A 17,491-nucleotide genomic window follows, 5' to 3' on the forward strand; every position below is an offset into this window, starting at 1 on the left:
AGATCAAACTATAAGCCTCTGCCTTGTCAGGGGCTTATTTTTTTATATTTAACCTAACCTATAGTTGAGAGAGCAAGACGAAAAACAACATTCTGAAGAACACCTGGGTCCGGCCCGCGAATACTGGTGGAACGACGATTACCTGGAACTGCTGGCCCAGCGCCTGCACCTGCCCTATTGCCAGACCTTAGTTGATATTGGCTGCGGCAAAGGCATGATGGGCTTTAAGTTCTCGAAGTACATGCCGGATGGCAGCAACGTGATAGGCGTAGATTATGAGCCCGGTTATATTGCCGAGGCACAGCAGCGCGCGCACAGCCAGTTCGGCCACAACGAGATCAACTATAAATTCAGCGTAGGCAACGCTACCGACATTCCTTTGCCCGATAATATTGCCGACATTACCCTTTGCCAGACCTTACTGATACATGTTAAAAATCCGCAGCGCGTTATCCAGGAAATGATACGGGTAACCAAACCGGGTGCCTGGGTAGTTGCCCTGGAGCCCAATAACCTGGTACCCAACCTGATGTTCGACCGCTACGGCGAAACCGATTTTAACGTGGAAGGCATGCTGGATGTGCTGGAAATAAAGCTGCGCATAGAGAAAGGCAAAAAGAACTTGGGCGAAGGCTTTAACTCGCTGGGCGATGTAGTTCCGGACCTGTTCCTGAAAGCCGGCCTGCGCGATATTAAAGTCTGGATCTCGGATAAAGCGCTTTCTATTATACCACCCTACGATACCCAGGAAAAGATATTACGCGTGGAGCAGATGATGCAGTGGATAGAGACCGAAGCCATGGGCTACGATTACCAGGACAACCTGAACTACTACATGGCCGGCGGCGGCGACAAGGCTAAATTTGACGCCTACTGGGAAAGACTGCTCTACAACAAAATAACCATGAAACAGAAACTGCTGAACGAGGAATATGTGTCGGCGGGTGGTAGCCTGGTGTATATAGTTGCAGCCCAGAAACCAAGGTAAGTTTGTAGCTCAGCTATAGTGCAGTTTATAAGATTATAAATCTTTATAATCCACGGTGTTTGAATCGGGACATATCTTTAGATAACTAACTATTACATTCATATTTCTGATCAATCTTATAAGTTTCACTGACATTAACTTATTGCGACCTTTCATAATATATTGTAAGTTTAATATTAGTTTTACGCGACAATCGTCAAGAGCTTATAGCCAAACTTTTACTATTTATTATGAAAACATTACTTGCATCAGTATTGCTTGCTTTATTTATTCTTACGGGTTGCAGTAAATCAGACGACCCTACTCCCTTACCAAAAATTAAAAGTGTTACTTCTTATCTGCACCAGTATAATGGAGAAGGCAAACTAGTTGATAACTGGAGAGTAATCTGGTCTAAGGAAGTGTATGATGCGGATGGGTTGCTTCTGAAGAAGCAATATCGAAAAAGTTATGTTATGTCAGACATTAACAACCCTCTGTTTACGGAGAACAATACATACGAAAATAAGCTGCTTATTAAAAAGGAGGTATTAAGGTCTGACTACCCTACTTATAATTCCTATAACAACTACTTGTATGCAAATGGCCGCCAAAGTGGTTATGACTATTATTTCCTATACAACGGTAGCTACGACGTTCTAGATAAGTACAGGTATGAGTACACAACAGACGAACAACCAAGCAAAATGCTGCACTATGAATACCCATTTAGCAAAGAACCCATAGTACATGCCTATACCTATGATACCCGAGGTAATAAGATTAAAGAGCTTATTACTGGTGATTCCCCTTATAAAGGGACATACGAGTGGGAGTTTGATGCTCATAACAATCTAACCCGTAAGACATTTACTCGTCCTCATGGCAGTTCAACAATAGCTGTTTCAACTTATACTTATGATGCAGCAAACAAGATAACCGAAAAACTGACGCAACATTCCAGTACTTTTGGTGATGAAACTATAATCCATGTAACCTATAAGAACATCTATCACTATGACAAACAAGGGTTACTAACAACTATTGTGGTATATGATTCTATCGAAAGTTATTATAATGGTGAGTTTACATTAGACTCAGAACTCCGATATGAGTATGAATTCCACAACTAATCAAGCAGATTTACTTTTGCCCAGATTATAGAAAGGTAGTTATTAAAAGATACTGAGAGATAGTAAGTTACAAAGCTATTAAGGCAACTAGGGTTTACAGCGAGTCCAGACACAACTATAGTTTTGTCTGGACTTATCTTTTATAGTTAAAAAAGATCCAATTTATTTTAACTACCACTGTAACCCCAAACCTAAAAGCTCGTACTTAACGGACACTGTTTTTAGCCAAACCAAACAAGATCATGCATTTCTACCCGAACCTTTACCATAAATTTCCGCTTTCTGCACACCTTCAGGGCCTCACGGCCTCAGAAAATTCTATCCTATAATTCTTATATTTGTTCAGCAGCCTTTCCAGCATCCATTTTCAGGGTTGCTATACTACTGATTATCAGACATTACGCAGAAAGTAAATCTCTTACATGAAATTATCTGTAAAGCTGTTTGTCGGGTTCCTGCTCATCTCGGCACTGTTCACAGCTGTGGCTATAGTTAACTTCCGGCTCTCGGAAGATGTAAATGCAAACTCACAATGGGTAACACGCTCACAGGAGGTGGTGCGTAACTCTGCGGCTTTGCAACGTAACATTATTGATATGGAAACCGGTATCAGGGGCTTTTTGCTGAATGGTAACGAAACTTTCCTGATACCTTACACACAGGCAAAAGTACAGATGCCAGAGCTTTTTAAAGATCTGTCTGATTACACCACTTTTACCGCAGAGCAGACCCAAAAATTAAAGACTATTATAGGCATGCAGCAGCGATGGGAAGACAACTATGCCGAGCCACTGATCGAAATTACTAGGGCTGACCTTGCCGATAGCACTATAACCGATATTACTGCTGATGTAGATAGTCTGCTGATGGGCGAGAAAACACTGATGGACTCGCTGCGTGTTGAGTTTAAGGATTTTAATGCATTCGAGTATAAAGTGCGCGAAGACCGTTTGGGCCGACTAACCAGCAGTATAGAAAACACACGGCAGGTATCTACGATACTAACTATAATTTCGGTTATATTGGGATTGGGCTGGGCCTACTATATTACCCGCCTTATTACCGGGCGTATCATGATTATGGTTAACCTGGCTGATAAGATATCGAAAGGAGAATATAAGACCCAGATAGTTGATACAGCCAACGATGAGCTGAGTATGCTTTCGCGCTCGCTTAACGTGATGGCCAACACCATTGATGATACGTTCTCGGAGCTTGACCGGAAGAACAGAGAGCTTGACCAGTTCGCCTACGTGGTGTCGCATGACCTTAAAGCACCCTTGCGTGGTATTGAAGTAGCCTCGCGCTGGGTAGAAGAAGACATGGGCCGTAGCCTGCCTGACAATGTAAGAGAATACCTGGTGATGATGCGCGCCAGGGTACACCGCATGGAAAACCTGATCAATGGTATTCTGGCACTGGCCCGCATTGGCCGTACCAGCCTGATAGAGGAAGAAGTAGCAGTGCATGACCTGTTGGTGGAAACGGTAGACCTGCTTTCATTACCGCCTAATTTTGATATAACTATACCGGATAATCTTCCTGTTCTATTTACCCCCCGTATACAGCTGCAGCAGGTTTTCTCGAACCTGATAAGTAATGCAGTAAAGTACAACGATAAGCAGGAGGGCCACATAACTATAGGTTACCAGGAAGGCGAAGAGTTTCATACGTTCTCGGTTTCTGACAACGGCCCGGGCATAGATAAAGATTATCATGAGCGCATTTTTGTAATTTTTCAAACATTACAGGAAAGAGATGCCATGGAAAGTACTGGAGTGGGCCTGGCCATCGTTAAGAAGATTGTTGAGTGGCAGGGCGGCACCATCCGGATCGATTCATCACCCGGAAATGGCTCTACTTTTACATTTACCTGGCCTAAAAAGTAGAAGTTACCAGTAAGATTTCCTATTTTTGTATCAAAGCACCCTATTTACATCATTAATAATGAGTGAAAAAATATTAAATATCCTTTTAGTAGAAGACGACTACCTGGATATTATGAATGTAGAGCGAGAGCTTAAAAAAATTGGATTAACACAACCCCTGCATGTAGCACGTAATGGCCGCGAGGCTTTAAAAATGCTGCGTGGTGAGGGTGTGCCAAGAATTTCCCCTGCACCTAAAGTTATACTGCTGGATATAAACATGCCGAAAATGAATGGCATGGAATTTTTAACAGAATTGCGTCACGACCCTGAATTCAGTCATATTCCTGTTTTTATCATGACCACGTCTAATGAAGAAACAGACCGTATGGCCGCCCAGAAGTTACAGGTATCCGGTTATATCTTAAAGCCACTGTCGTTCGAGAACTTCGACAACAACCTGTCGTCGCTGGATAGCTTCAGTCTTTTCCTGGACCTGATAAAACTAAAGTAATACCAAAAACAAACTATAGTTACCGGCTGCTTATACTGCACTTAGCGGTGCAGGCAGCAGCGTAAACGAGTGGCGGTGGTGGTTGGTAGGCCCGTAGGTGGCAATGGCTTTGCGGTGCGCTGCTGTGGGGTAACCCGCGTTCTGTTCCCAGCCATACATTGTATGTTCTAAAGCCAGCTGCTCCATCAGGTCATCGCGGTGGGTTTTAGCCAACACCGATGCCGCCGCTATAGATAAATACTTCCCGTCTCCTTTTATAATGCAACTATGTGGCACAGCGCCGTAAGGTTTAAACCGGTTTCCATCAACTATAAGGTACTCTGCTGTGTGGGTTAAACCGGTAATTGCCCGGTGCATGGCCAGGTAAGTAGCCTGTAGTATATTTATCTCATCAATTTCCAGCGGCGATGCCTCTCCTACTGCCCAAGCAACTGCATCCTGCAACACATCCTTTCGCAGGAGTTCACGCTGCTTTTTATTAAGCTGTTTAGAGTCGTTCAGTAATAGGTGTTTATAGTTGGGAGGCAGAATAACTGCCGCTGCCACTACAGGCCCGGCCAAACAGCCACGACCCGCTTCATCTATACCTGCTTCCAGAAGAGTACCGCTAAAGGTTGAAAGTAACATAAACTAAAAACGTATTTTCTTATTTGCCTGCAACACAAAACTACTAAAAAAAGCTCCTGCCTGTTAGCACAACAACTATAAACTATAGCCAGATAAAAGTAGCTAAAAAACATAGCTGTTACCAGAAAGCCGGAACTTCTGTGGTGCTTTTGGAAAGTACACGACAGTCGTCCGGAAAGACATATTCTGCTATTCTTACACCTAGTTCTTCACGCCTGATAAAAATTGCACTTTTTGAAACAGCCGATGCTCCAAAAAATCCGAGCGCTCTTTCGTCAGGGTTGTTAAGGTTAGTGATGTTACCTATAATTGTAGCAGGCGGCGTATCTTGTATGCTCCCTCCGTTCTCGATCTGCGATTTAAGAATGCGCCAGAAGTCGTAGCCAGCCTCAGACAGAGAGAACTGTTTCACCTCCAGGTAATATTTAGTGCCAAAATGCTGCGCTGTTACCGGAATACTTGTAACAAGATGTCGCTTTATGTTTGCCCCGTTCAACAGACGGTCATCCTGAATATTTACGGTGTTGGTTGTGTTTGTTACCCAGCAAATTTCGCAGCAGTCTTTTGGCATAGGTACGCGCACATTTCCTACCTTTTCACTATAGTCCCAGGGCTGCGTGCTAACCCTGAAAGTAGATTGCCATTGCCACAGATAGTAATTCCTAGCCTCAGCCGGGTCCTGAATATCAACAAAAACATCAACTACATACTCCGTTCTTTCTACATCCGATTCGTTTAAGACCTGCACCGGGCGCACCTCAAAATAGAGATCATCCATTTCGGGTACAGGCAATAGGGTTTCCGGGGATGAGGTGTATTGCTTTCCATCTTTCGTACGGATGCTCAAACTATAGGTGTTCCCTATCTGCCCTTGTATTCCGGCAACGCTGGTCAGGTAAGTTCCCGGTTTAGTTTCTGTAAGTGTTTCCTCGTTGCCTTTATCATCCGAAACTATAACCCTGGCACCGGTTTCAACGGCATTCCAACTATCGGTGTAAGAGGAGTAGCGTTTGCTCCTGCTCAGGCGAACGGTGTATGGCCCGGGCTCATTTGTTATCATGCCATCTACAACCAACTTCCAGGTTCTATCATCAATTTCCAGTTCCAGTGGGTCTATACAGCTGTTAACAACTAATGCCAACATACAAACTATGATCGTGGTGTATCCTCTTCTCATGCGTCGTTACCTGAATTTAAAGTCGTAGGAAATAGATGGAATTGCCGCTCCAACCACCGCCAATTGATAAGCCCGTGGCGGCGAGCCGTACACTTGTTTAAAAAAGACTGAATAGGGATTGTTGCGGCCATACACATTGTACACTGACAAGTTCCAGGTTCCTTCCCAGCGTTTCTGCTTTGCTTTGTTCGCAAGTATGGACAGCGACAAGTCCAGGCGATGATAATCAGGGATGCGATATTGGTTACGTTCTCCAAAATCAGGCACTACATAGTCATCTATAACATAATGGGCAACGGGTGCTGTAATAGGGCGGCCTGTACTATAAGTAAAATTGGCAGATAAGGTCATCCGCACTTTTAGCTTGTAACTGCTAACGATGTTCAGGGTGTGGGGCTTGTCGTAACTGGCGGGATAATAATTTCCCTGGTTTATAGTTTCTTCCGGAGTGGGCCCTTTTATAGAAACCTCGGTTCGTGCGTAAGTATAGTTTGCCCAACCGGTTAGGCGCCCGCTCACTTTATTTATACTTGCCTCTACACCATAGGCTCTGCCCTTGCCGGAGAGCAGGTCGGCTTCTAAAGTACTGTTGAGGTAAAGGTTTGCGCCGTTCTTATAGTCTAATATGTTTTCCAGCTGCTTGTAATATCCTTCAACTGAGGCCTCTATAGTGTTTTGGGCAAAGTTTCTGAAATAGCCAAGACTTAGCTGGTCACCGATCAGTGGTTTTATGTACCGGTTGCTGCTTTTCCAGATATCCGTCGGGGATACGGATGTTGTGTTAGAAATGAGGTGCAGGTATTGCCTGCTGCGGTTGTATGCCAGTTTTACAGCACTTCTATCATTTATAGTATAGTTTAACGACAAGCGTGGTTCCGGCCCGTGATACGTTTCGATGATTTCGCCGCTGCTATAGTTCAATGTGTGTGTTATAGTACGGTCCTTTTTGGGGCTATCCGGCTCGTAAACATATACATCAGCTGCCCCTAAGGTAGAATACAACGAGTAACGGATGCCGTACATAAACGACAGCTTCGATGATACTTTCACTTCGTTGTTCCAGTAAACAGCACTTTCCAGGGCATGTTCCTGTTGCAACTGCACCGGCACCACTTCAGATTCGGCAGTTGTCGGCTCCAGTTTCCCCTGTTGCAGGTCATACGCTGTAACCGATGCGCCAAAATTTACCTGGTGCCTGCCACCCGCTAAAGCAAAATCAGCTTTTATGTTTTTTAACTGTATGCCGTTACTGTATTCTGATGCGGTAACAGGTTCTTTAGCGTTTACTTTAAAATTGTAGTCGGTATAAACTCCGGTAACATCTACCCAAAAATTATCACTGAAAAGATAGGTATACTTTAGTGTTGCTGCATTTGTGTTCCAGTTATAAAGCGTGTCACCCGAAAAACCGAACTGGTCGTAGCTGCGATAACCGTTTAACGAAACTTTGCTTTTGCCATTGAACGTGTGGCTTACTTTTGCCGAAAGATCATAAAAAGAGGCACTGCTGTTACGGATAGTTATATCGGGCATTTTTTGCAGCAGCCAGTCGGAGTAAGACGCCCTGCCCACAACTATAAACGAGCTTTTTTCTCTAACTATAGGCCCTTCCACTGCCAGCCTCCCTGACACTAATCCTACGCCACCGGTAACAATATAGTCTTGCCGGTCGCCCTCCCGCTGCTTTACATCCAGCACCGATGAGATACGCCCTCCGAATTGCGCCGGAACGCTGCCCCGGTACAAGGTTACACTCTCCACAGCATCCGGGTTAAACACTGAAAAGAAACCAAACAAGTGCGACGAATTAAATATCGGAGCATCGTCCAGCAACACCAGGTTCTGGTCTGTACTTCCGCCCCGCACGTTAAAGCCTGTTGCTGCTTCTCCCACAGAGCTAACGCCGGGCAACAACTTTATGCTTTTCACTACATCGGCCTCTCCCATAAAGGCAGGAGTCGTTTTTATAGTTTTGATATCGATACTGGAAATGCCGCTCTGCACGTCTCTGATATTCGCATCGGGTTGCTTGCCGCCTGTTACGCCTACTTCCGTTAAGGTGACGGATGTGCTGCTTAACTGTACATTAAGTGTAACATCGTTTTGACTGGTAAAGGCTTTTGTCTGTTTTTGATAGCCTAAATAAGAGATAACAAGCGTATTACTGCCTGCTTTTAAAGTTAGTTTATAGTTCCCGCTGCCATCAGTAGAAGTTCCAGTATTCGTATTTTCGAGGTAAACGCTGGCGCCAACTATAGCTTCTCCTGTTCTGGCATCGCTAACCTTTCCGCTAACTATAATTCTACTATCCTGTAAAAGCTGGGCACCGGACTGGCTATAAAAGTTCGCTTTTGAACCAGATAAAATACAGCCAAAGCTGGTTTGCACGCACAACGACAGCAGACACACCAGAACTATAAAGGCAAACCTGAGTAAATGCTGCTTCATGTGCACCAATAAACACAAATTATAAAAACTATAGTTGAGAGATAACTGAAAAGCCTTACCCCGAAGGCAAAGAGTGGAGCAAGAAAAAGACAGGCTGACTTAACCTGTCTTTTACATTTCACCATAAGGTTCGTGCTCTATTCAAAACCTGTGCTCCTGTGCCCATAGACATGGTAAACTGTGCCAGGTGTTGTATCGTCGCTAAACGATAACTGAAAGTAAATACTATCACGCAATATTTCATTTACACGTACGGCATCTAAAAACACTTGACCGTTAGCTATAGATATCTGGTTATCACCATTTTCATTTGTTAAACTGCTTCCACCAAAAGTTCGGGCACGTGCATCTGAAGGTGTCTTTACTTTAAAATCATCTATGTTACCATGATCGTCAATCCATACTTCGGTAGGCACATTCTCTGATGTGTTATAAATCAACAGCTCTAAGTGATCTGCCAATGGTTCGAATTGTCCTGGAGCAGTTTCTAAACTAAGTGTTACCGTCCAGTCTCCTGATAGCGGGTAGGTCGCTGTGTAACCGATCTCAACGTCATCATCGTCATCGCAGGCAGATACAAATCCAAGTGTCAGGAACAGTATCAGTATGTAGGTATATTTCTGTCTCATCTTAATTTAAATAAAGTTGTGTTACAATTACTTTTTACTGCCGTTCCCATATCCGCTCTCTATTTGCAATTCCTTGAACTGGTAAAGAAAATACAAGTCTCATTACTCCATTATTTAATGTTCCAGTACCAAACAGTGGTCCATAAGGGCTTAAAGTAGCTTCTGGAAGTGAGAGGTCTGTCCCATTAGTTGTTATAATATAGGCAGCAATTAATGGTGATCCGTAAATATTGGACATCAGGTAAAAGCCGGGCGCAAGTTTGGTTACAGTAGAGGTCACACCGTTTCGTACATAGGTTCCGGCAATGTTTACACCTTCCTGCTCCGGCTCAGGCAGCACAGCTACAGTTCTGGTTATAGTACCCGGAAAGTTATCGGAGTTAACAGCTGAATAAGTGATCACGTATACCCCGGGAGTGCTTGTATCAACCGTTCCTGTTGCTGTAACATCCAGTTCAGTTTCGCCTTCCAGGGCCGTTACGCCCGGGTCTGTAAAGGTTTCGCCCTGTACTAAGGATACAAACTGATCTCCACTCATGTCAAATTCAGCATAGGTGGTAACCCTGGAAATATTTGCCGTTTCATCGTCTTTCTCGCAGGCTACCATGGTAAAAGCCAATAGTATGCTGGTGACTGTTGCAATGATTCTATTTATATTTTTCATCTCTTCAAAAAGTAAGGTTTATCTTAATCCTTCACATCCCACCAAACAGGCACGTCGATCTCTACCAGGCCCGGATAGTTTGTATTGCGCACCGACTCGGTATTTGGATAAAGCAAGCGCTTCGGAATAATGTCTGCACCAAGTGTGGAAGCCGCTGAAGGCTCAATAAAGTCTGGATAACCGGTTCTTCTGTACTCTGTCCAGGCTTCAAAACCCTGCACGCCACTAAAAGAGACCCATTTCTGCGTAATTATCTGCTCTACCTGCTCCTCAACCGTACCGCCAGCATATGCCACATCTGGCTGCTGTAAAAATGCAGTTACAGCTGCTACATCCTCCCCAACATAGTCGAAAGATGCTCTTATACCTTGTGCATATAGTTCGCTTGCATCGCCCACGCCACCTGTCCAGCCACGTGCTACTGCTTCTGCCTGAAGAAAATAACTCTCGGCGGCTGTTATGTACGGTACTGCTGACGTAGGACTTGCCACTGCAGGGCCGGGCTTAGAAACAGTGTTTGCCTGGGCGCCGCTACGGTCAGGTGTACATTCTACGCCTTGGTCCACACCTACAAAGCTACCTGCGTTGGCTCCTGCCTGCGCCGGGGAGAAGAACTCGTTTATTCGTGGATCTGCTGTTTCCTGCAGATAATCCAGGATTGTACTACTGGCCACGACGTCTACACCACCTCTGAACACAACCTGTGTCTGGTAAAAAGGATTGCGGTTCTGGGTCTGGTCAGCAAACTCTATGTCGGCTGTTTCTCCCATCTCCAGGAATTCTGCACCTTCGGCATATAGTTCCTGTATACCTGCCTGGGCTACTGCCGGCCTTACATACGCCTGGCGCAGATAAACCTTTAATTTCAGTGTATTTGCAAACTTCATCCATAGTTCCATGTCTCCATTAAAGACCAGGTCATCGTCTCCGGGTGAAGGGGCATCCATATCAATAAGCATAATAGCTGAGTCCAGCATCGTGATCAGGTTGTCATATATCACTTCCTGTTCTTCGTATTCCGGGTTCAGGTTCTCGAGCCCCTGCAGCGACGCTGACGCAGGCACATCGCCCCAGGCATCAGTTATTACCTGTAGCGTGTATGCTTCCATTATCTCGCCTATAGCCGCATAGTTTGTTTGGCCATTGGTAGTAGCCTGGTTGCTTACAAACCTGAAATCATTCAGCGCACCAGCATATAGTTCGCCCCACACACGTGCATCATAATCTGATGAAGTGATCTGGTATAGTTCGAGGTCGCAGTACTGGTTAGCGGCGCCGGCCTGGGTCCAGTGCTGTGCAAAAAAGTTGCCCAGAAACTGAAACTGGTTGCCTAATACATAAGCCAGCTCCCCCTCTCCTGCCGGTAAGGTTAGTTCCGGTGTGGAGGTAGGCGGGTTATTAGGGTCATCGTTCACATCCAGGAAGTCATCGCAGGAAGTTAGACCTGCAAAAGAGGCTAACACTGTTGCGAGCAAGTATTTATATATATTTTTCATGATTTCTGTCTTCAGGTATCTTAAAATGTGACTCTTATGTTAGCACCCCACGAGCGTGTACTTGGCGTACTGCTAAAGTCGTACCCTTGCAGGTTACCGTTACCAAAACTGTTCATTTCCGGATCTATGTATGTGTTTTCGTCCGGAGTCCACAGGAGCAGGTTACGGCCAGACACACCAACCTCAATGTTTCCGAAGAAGGTTCTGTCAACTATAGTCTGAGGCAGCTTATAAGACAGACTCACTTCTCTTAGCTTGGTGAAAGAGGCATCTATAATATTAGTACCTTCCGGCAGGTTACCCCAGTAGTCGTACAGGTTATCGTTGGTAAGCGGTGTGGTGTTCTCTTCATACTCACCGGAAGTACCGATCTCCACAACAGAATTTGGGATAATGTAAGGCTGGCGGTCATTAAATATGGTTTCAGGAGCTGTACCTGCAAAGCGCTGTGTGCCTCTTGTTCTGGAGTACATTTTGCCACCTTGTTTGGTATCAAAAACTACAGCCAGGCGCGCACCCTTATAAGTAATTGTGTTTACAAGACCACCACTCCAGTCGGGTTGTATGCTGCCCTGGTAGGTTTGCTCCGGAGCTGTACGTGGCCGGCCAGTTGATGCATTTACAACTATACGGCCTTCGGGGTCGCGGAGGTAATCTTCCGCTTTAAACGAGCCATACGGCCTGCCTTCTGAAATAACCAGCGCCGCTGATGCCAGACCACCAAGTGAGATCTCATTTTCACCGAAAACATCTTCTACAGTGTTATCATTTTTAGTGAAGTTTACGCTCAGGTCCCAGCTAAAATCATTTGTCTCGAACGGAATACCGCCTACCAACAATTCAACGCCTTTATTTCTGACAGTGGCTGCGTTCAGGAAAGCAGAACCAAAACCAGTAGCATAAGAAAGTGGCACGTTTATGATCTGATCAGTAGACTTGGAATCGTAATAAGCCACATCAAATCGTAGCCTCTCGTTGATCAGGCGTACATCTGCTCCAATTTCCCAGGAACTTGTATTTTCCGGCTCCAGTTGTGTATTACCTATTACGTTGCTAACTTCAAAACCAGGTATGCCGTCAAACGGGAAGTTCAGATCTGTACCTGCAAAGCCATCTGCGATGTTACCCGACACGAAAATGGAGCGTGTACTAAATGGCAGAGCATCGTTACCCACGTTAGCATAGTTTGCTCTTATCTTGGCAAAGTTAACCGGTGAGTTTTCGGCCAGGCCAAAGGCATTTGCTACGTCAAAAGCTACGTTTACAGACGGATAGAAGAAACTGTTATCTTCTAGAGGCAGCGTTGAAGACCAGTCGTTACGGCCTGTCAGTTCCAGCCACAGGTAATCGCGGAAGCCTATTTTTGCAGATCCGTAAACACCTACCAGCCTTCTTATATCACGGAAACTTGCGGTAAGTGGTGTACCAACTATATTACTTAATGACTTAAACTCATTGTTTGCCAGTGCATCTGCGGTAGCTGTCAAGTCGTCGTTTACGCGTTGGTTTATGTTGTTACCAACCAGCACGTCCAGGGTCAGTTCTTCTGTCAGGTTCCTGGTGTAAGTAAGAATCAGGTCTGAGTTTATTTCCCTGTAATAGACCTGTCTTTCCGAATACATACCGTTGTCGTTGTTTGCTTCGTTCTGTCCTTCCACATCCCGAATCGCCATAAACTGTTTGCGACGGTCTGTGTAGAAGTCAGTACCGATGCGGTATGTTACATTCAGATCTTCCAGGATATCATACCCCAGCGTAATGTTACCAAACAGTCGGTCCACGTCGTTCTCGAATGTTTGGTTCTGTAATGACCAGTATGGATTTATAGTATAAGGAGAGTAAAAACCAGCTTCATCGTTAAACGGGTTCGACAGGTCTTCCAGCTCACGTACCGGAATATCGCGGGGCGTCTGAATAAGCTGGTTAAACACGGAGTTTCCCTGCCCTGTCATGGCAAAATCACCTCCAGACTTCGTGTAGGTCAGCGAAACAGTTGAGTTAAATTTATTGACCAGTTTGGTAGTACCTTTTACAGATATCGAATGGCGCTCATACTCTGTGGTTGGCACCACGCCTTCCTGCTGGGTATTGGAGTAAGATGCGTAGTAGGTGGCATTCTCGGCAGCACCTGACAGAGAGGCTGTGTTGGTAAAGGTAGAGCCATATTCAAAGAACTCTTTAATGTTATCTTCTAATGCAGAATATGGTTTAAAGCGTTGCTGGCCATTCACGATCTGTCCCCAGGTTCTGAGCTCGCCGGTAAAAACCGGTCCCCAGCTGGTGTTCTCTAACAAGTCAGGAGAACCGAAAAAGCCCTGGCCATACCGGTTCTGAAGTTTCGGATAACGCAGCACATCTTCTACAGTATAAGACGACACAAAGTTAATTTCCGCTTTTTTGGTAGCGCCTCTGCCCGATTTCGTCGTGATCATGATAACACCGTTGGCTGCGCGGGCACCATATAGTGCAGCGGCTGCTGGTCCTTTCAGGATGTTTATTGATTCAATATCATCGGGGTTAATGTCGTTGGCGCGGTTACCTACATCAACACCGTTGTTCAGGTTATCGCCAGTGCCACTGCTGCTGTTATCTACAGGTATGCCATCTATAACAAACAATGCCTGGTTGCTTTGCGAAATAGACTTGGCACCACGAATAACCACGCGGGTAGAAGAACCCGGACCGCCGCCCTGGCTCTGGATATTTACACCAGCTACCTTACCCTGCAGCGCGTTTGCCACACTTCGCTCACGGCCCTGGGTAAGGCTCTCGGAGCCTACCTGTTGGGTTGCATAGCCAAGAGTTCGTTCTTCTTCTTCACGGCCTAGGGCAGTTACAACTACTTCCTGCAGTTGCTGTGCATCAACCCCAAGGGCCACATCTATAGTTGTTGCATTGCCGATTTCTCTTGTAACGGTTTCATATCCGATGTATCGGAACTGGAGAGCGGTGCCACCCGCGGGAACATTAATAGTATAGCCACCATCAACGTTAGTAGATGTACCAACGGTGGTGCCTTGAACTATCACAGCTACTCCCGGAAGGGCTTGGCCGGTTGCCTGGTCAGTAACTGTACCGGTAACCGTCCTGCCTTGTGCAAACGCCTCTTGAGTTAGGGTGAGCAGCATAGCAAGACTCAGTAGTAATAGTTTTTTCATTTGCCTTCATAGTAAGTTTAGTAACGGAGCGAAAAACAGTAAACACGAGTTAAACAGCTTCGGCTAAAAATTAGCGCCAAGGCGTTTACATGAGAAGCGATTATTGCTTTCAGAATCTGAAACCTACGATAGAGGCAGTTGCATTGAATTGCAACCCGAAAGGTTTGTACTGAAGTAGAGGGGAGGCATTATATTTAATAGATATTATACGAATAGAAGTAAATTCTATCTTGCTTTAAACTAATTTCTTGGCATAAAATAGATGAATAGCCAGTTTATAAGGGTTTATCCTACAATTTTTGGTACGAAAGGCCAAAGTCAATTTAGCACATTTCTCAAAACAGGTGTTACAACAGGCATTTTTTGTGAGAATGCCTTCCATTGAACTATAGCATGTGTAAATTAATTTATTTCTTACTTTATCTATTGTTATATGATAATATAGTGGTTAGCCTTTTAAACTATATTTTGCCGACTCATAAGACAAACAAAAAAGCCGGCTTACTTACCTAAGTAACTATGCCGGCTTTTAAACTATAGTTTCAGACGCTCTAGTTTTGCATCAGGTAGGCTTTAATATATTCGTCGAGGTCGCCGTCCAGAACATTCTGTACATCGGTGCGCTCCACACCTGTTCTGACATCTTTCACCAACTTATATGGGTGCAAAACATAGTTGCGTATCTGCGATCCAAAGTCGATCTTCTTTTTGGTGCTTTCGATGCGGTCGCGTTCTTCGTTGCGCTTCTCCACCTCTATCTGGTATAACCTGGAGCGAAGCATGCGCAGGGCGTGCTCCTTGTTCATGAGCTGCGAACGCTCGATCTGGCACTCAATCACGATTCCGGTTGGCTTGTGCTTCAGGCGGACAGCAGTTTCTACTTTGTTCACGTTCTGGCCACCGGCACCACCCGAGCGGAAGGTATCCCACTCTATATCGCCCATGTTCACTTCAATGTTTATCGTATCATCTACTACAGGGTAAGCATATACAGAAGCAAACGAGGTATGGCGTCGCCCACCCGAATCGAAAGGTGAGATACGAACCAGACGGTGCACGCCTATTTCAGATTTCAGGTAACCATAAGCAAAGTCGCCGGTAATTTCGAGGGTTGCGGATTTGATGCCTGCACCGTCGCCTGCCTGGTAATTAAGCTGCTTTACACTAAAGTTGTGCGATTCGGCCCACATAATGTACATGCGCATCAGCATCTCGGCCCAGTCCTGGCTTTCGGTGCCGCCTGCGCCTGGGTTAATCTCAACTATAGCACTCAACTGGTCCTCTTCGGAACTAAGCATGCGCTTAAACTCCAGCCCTTCTATAGCTTCAGTCGTCGCTTTGGCTTCTTCCTGTATCTCTTCTTCGGTAACGTCGCCTTCCTTGTAAAAATCAAACAGCGTTTCGAAGTCGTTATATTTCTTTTCTACCTCCTCGTAATGCTCAGTCCAGACTTTAACAGCCTTTACTTCCTTCAGCACTTTTTCAGCTTCTTTAGGGTTGTCCCAGAAATCCGGTGCGGTAGTTTGTTCTTCTATAGTGGCTACTTCCTGTTTCTTATTATCGTAGTCAAAGATACCTCCTCAAGGCTTCTACGCGCGCCTTTAAATCCTTTACCTGCTCTGCGGTCATCGTTTTATAGTTTATACTTTTACTATACTGTATTTAAAACAACAAGATGCTGAAGCATTAACCTCCGCGGTCATACTTCAGCATCTAGCGTTACTTTATGTTTTTATAAGTTGATCTTCTGCACCCAGTTATAAGGGTCCGGTGCCTGGCCGGTTTTAATGTTATCCAGCGTTTCAGCTACTTTATTCGATATCTCACGATCTTCTACAGCTGGTAGTTCCAGGTCTTCGCCGTTATAGTTTATAGTTGCGATCTGGGCTATAGTTGCGGCTGTGCCTGTACCAAATGCTTCCTGCAGTTTACCTGCTTTGTGCGCAGCTACTATTTCATCAACAGAAACACGACGCTCCTCTACTTTGTAACCCATATCGCGGGCCAGTGTCAGTACGCTGTCGCGGGTAATACCTGAAAGTATAGTAGAGCTAACCGCCGGAGTTACTAATACGCCATCGATCACAAACATCACGTTCATGGTCCCGGATTCTTCGATGTACTTATGTTCCTTGTGGTCGGTCCAGATGAGCTGGTGGTAGCCCTTTTCCTGCATCTGGCGTGCCGGGTACATGGCAGCACCATAGTTACCGGCAGCTTTTGCATATCCCGCGCCACCCTCTGCGGAGCGCACATACTTTGTTTCGATGGCTACACGCAGCGGAGCGCTGTAGTAAGACGCAACCGGGCACGAGAAAATTGAAAATCTATAGTTAGAAGATGGTCTTACGCCAATAAAATCGTCGGTAGCAAAAATAAACGGACGAATATACAAGGCACTGCCTGCTGTTGGCGGAACCCAAGCGGCATCTATACGAAGCAACTGCTCCAGGCCCTGCATAAAAATATCTTCCGGCAACTCCGGCATGCACATGCGTGCTCCCGAAATGTTCAGGCGTTTATAGTTGTCGTATGGTCTGAAAAGCAGGATATCGCCGTTTATACCGCGGTAAGCTTTCATGCCCTCGAAAATAGCCTGACCGTAGTGGATAGCCGAAGTAGCCGGGCTAAGCGACATGTTACCATAAGGCACGATCTCCGGGTTCTGCCATTCGCCATTCTTATAATCGGCTACCAGCATGTGATCCGAAAAGATCTTACCAAACTCGATGTTATTGAAATCCAGTTCTGAAATTCGGGATTTTGCTACAGGTTGTGTAGCTATAGTTAGGGTATCAGTAGACATAGTA

At 45.3% G+C, this 17,491-nt stretch carries 13 protein-coding genes; 4 read left to right on the forward strand and 9 right to left on the reverse strand.

The window, feature by feature from the left end; translation table 11 throughout:
• Nucleotides 1-64 precede the first annotated feature (64 nt).
• The 4 genes from ABS362_RS00565 to ABS362_RS00580 all read left to right on the forward strand — a co-directional run bounded on the left by ABS362_RS00565 (nt 65) and on the right by ABS362_RS00580 (nt 4,482).
• Nucleotides 65-988, forward strand: a complete 924-nt coding sequence (locus ABS362_RS00565) for a class I SAM-dependent methyltransferase (protein ID WP_350410078.1) — start codon at nt 65-67, stop codon at nt 986-988.
• A 230-nt stretch (nt 989-1,218) separates the two neighbouring features.
• Entirely contained in the window at nt 1,219-2,100 is an 882-nt protein-coding gene (locus tag ABS362_RS00570) for a hypothetical protein (protein WP_350410080.1), read from the forward strand.
• Nucleotides 2,101-2,522: 422 nt separating this feature from the next.
• Nucleotides 2,523-3,989, forward strand: a complete 1,467-nt coding sequence (locus ABS362_RS00575) for a sensor histidine kinase (protein ID WP_350410082.1) — start codon at nt 2,523-2,525, stop codon at nt 3,987-3,989.
• 58 nt (nt 3,990-4,047) lie between these two features.
• Nucleotides 4,048-4,482: a response regulator gene (locus ABS362_RS00580; protein ID WP_350410083.1), complete on the forward strand. Its 435-nt coding sequence runs from the start codon at nt 4,048-4,050 to the stop codon at nt 4,480-4,482.
• A gap of 30 nt (nt 4,483-4,512) precedes the next feature.
• Here the strand turns inward: ABS362_RS00580 and rnhB are convergent, their stop codons facing one another.
• The 9 genes from rnhB to ABS362_RS00625 all read right to left on the reverse strand — a co-directional run bounded on the left by rnhB (nt 4,513) and on the right by ABS362_RS00625 (nt 17,487).
• The gene (gene rnhB, locus ABS362_RS00585) at nt 4,513-5,109 is read right to left on the reverse strand and encodes a ribonuclease HII (RefSeq protein WP_350410085.1); all 597 of its coding nucleotides are present in this window, start codon (nt 5,107-5,109) and stop codon (nt 4,513-4,515) included.
• A 118-nt stretch (nt 5,110-5,227) separates the two neighbouring features.
• Nucleotides 5,228-6,286 carry a DUF4249 domain-containing protein gene (locus tag ABS362_RS00590; protein ID WP_350410087.1) on the reverse strand — a complete coding sequence of 353 codons (1,059 nt, stop codon included), beginning with the start codon at nt 6,284-6,286 and terminating at the stop codon, nt 5,228-5,230.
• Nucleotides 6,287-6,292: 6 nt separating this feature from the next.
• Complete coding sequence (locus ABS362_RS00595; RefSeq protein ID WP_350410089.1) at nt 6,293-8,734, reverse strand: TonB-dependent receptor; 2,442 nt, start codon at nt 8,732-8,734, stop codon at nt 6,293-6,295.
• Between the two features lie 137 nt (nt 8,735-8,871).
• Nucleotides 8,872-9,363: a lipid-binding protein gene (locus tag ABS362_RS00600; RefSeq protein WP_350410090.1), complete on the reverse strand. Its 492-nt coding sequence runs from the start codon at nt 9,361-9,363 to the stop codon at nt 8,872-8,874.
• A gap of 34 nt (nt 9,364-9,397) precedes the next feature.
• Nucleotides 9,398-10,027, reverse strand: coding sequence for a DUF5011 domain-containing protein (locus ABS362_RS00605; RefSeq protein ID WP_350410091.1), 630 nt, complete (start codon nt 10,025-10,027; stop codon nt 9,398-9,400).
• 23 nt (nt 10,028-10,050) lie between these two features.
• Nucleotides 10,051-11,523, reverse strand: coding sequence for a SusD/RagB family nutrient-binding outer membrane lipoprotein (locus ABS362_RS00610; protein WP_350410092.1), 1,473 nt, complete (start codon nt 11,521-11,523; stop codon nt 10,051-10,053).
• Nucleotides 11,524-11,543: 20 nt separating this feature from the next.
• Nucleotides 11,544-14,681, reverse strand: a complete 3,138-nt coding sequence (locus tag ABS362_RS00615) for a SusC/RagA family TonB-linked outer membrane protein (protein WP_350410093.1) — start codon at nt 14,679-14,681, stop codon at nt 11,544-11,546.
• A gap of 551 nt (nt 14,682-15,232) precedes the next feature.
• Nucleotides 15,233-16,310, reverse strand: a protein-coding gene (prfB, locus tag ABS362_RS00620) for a peptide chain release factor 2 (protein WP_350410094.1) whose coding sequence is annotated in 2 segments (ribosomal slippage) — nt 15,233-16,258 and nt 16,260-16,310 — 1,077 coding nt in all. Because the reading frame shifts where the segments join, the coding sequence is not laid out codon by codon here.
• 103 nt (nt 16,311-16,413) lie between these two features.
• Nucleotides 16,414-17,487, reverse strand: a complete 1,074-nt coding sequence (locus tag ABS362_RS00625) for a branched-chain amino acid aminotransferase (protein ID WP_350410095.1) — start codon at nt 17,485-17,487, stop codon at nt 16,414-16,416.
• Nucleotides 17,488-17,491 lie beyond the last annotated feature (4 nt).

This window comes from Pontibacter populi (genome assembly GCF_040278685.1).
Taxonomy (GTDB): Bacteria; Bacteroidota; Bacteroidia; order Cytophagales; family Hymenobacteraceae; genus Pontibacter; species Pontibacter populi.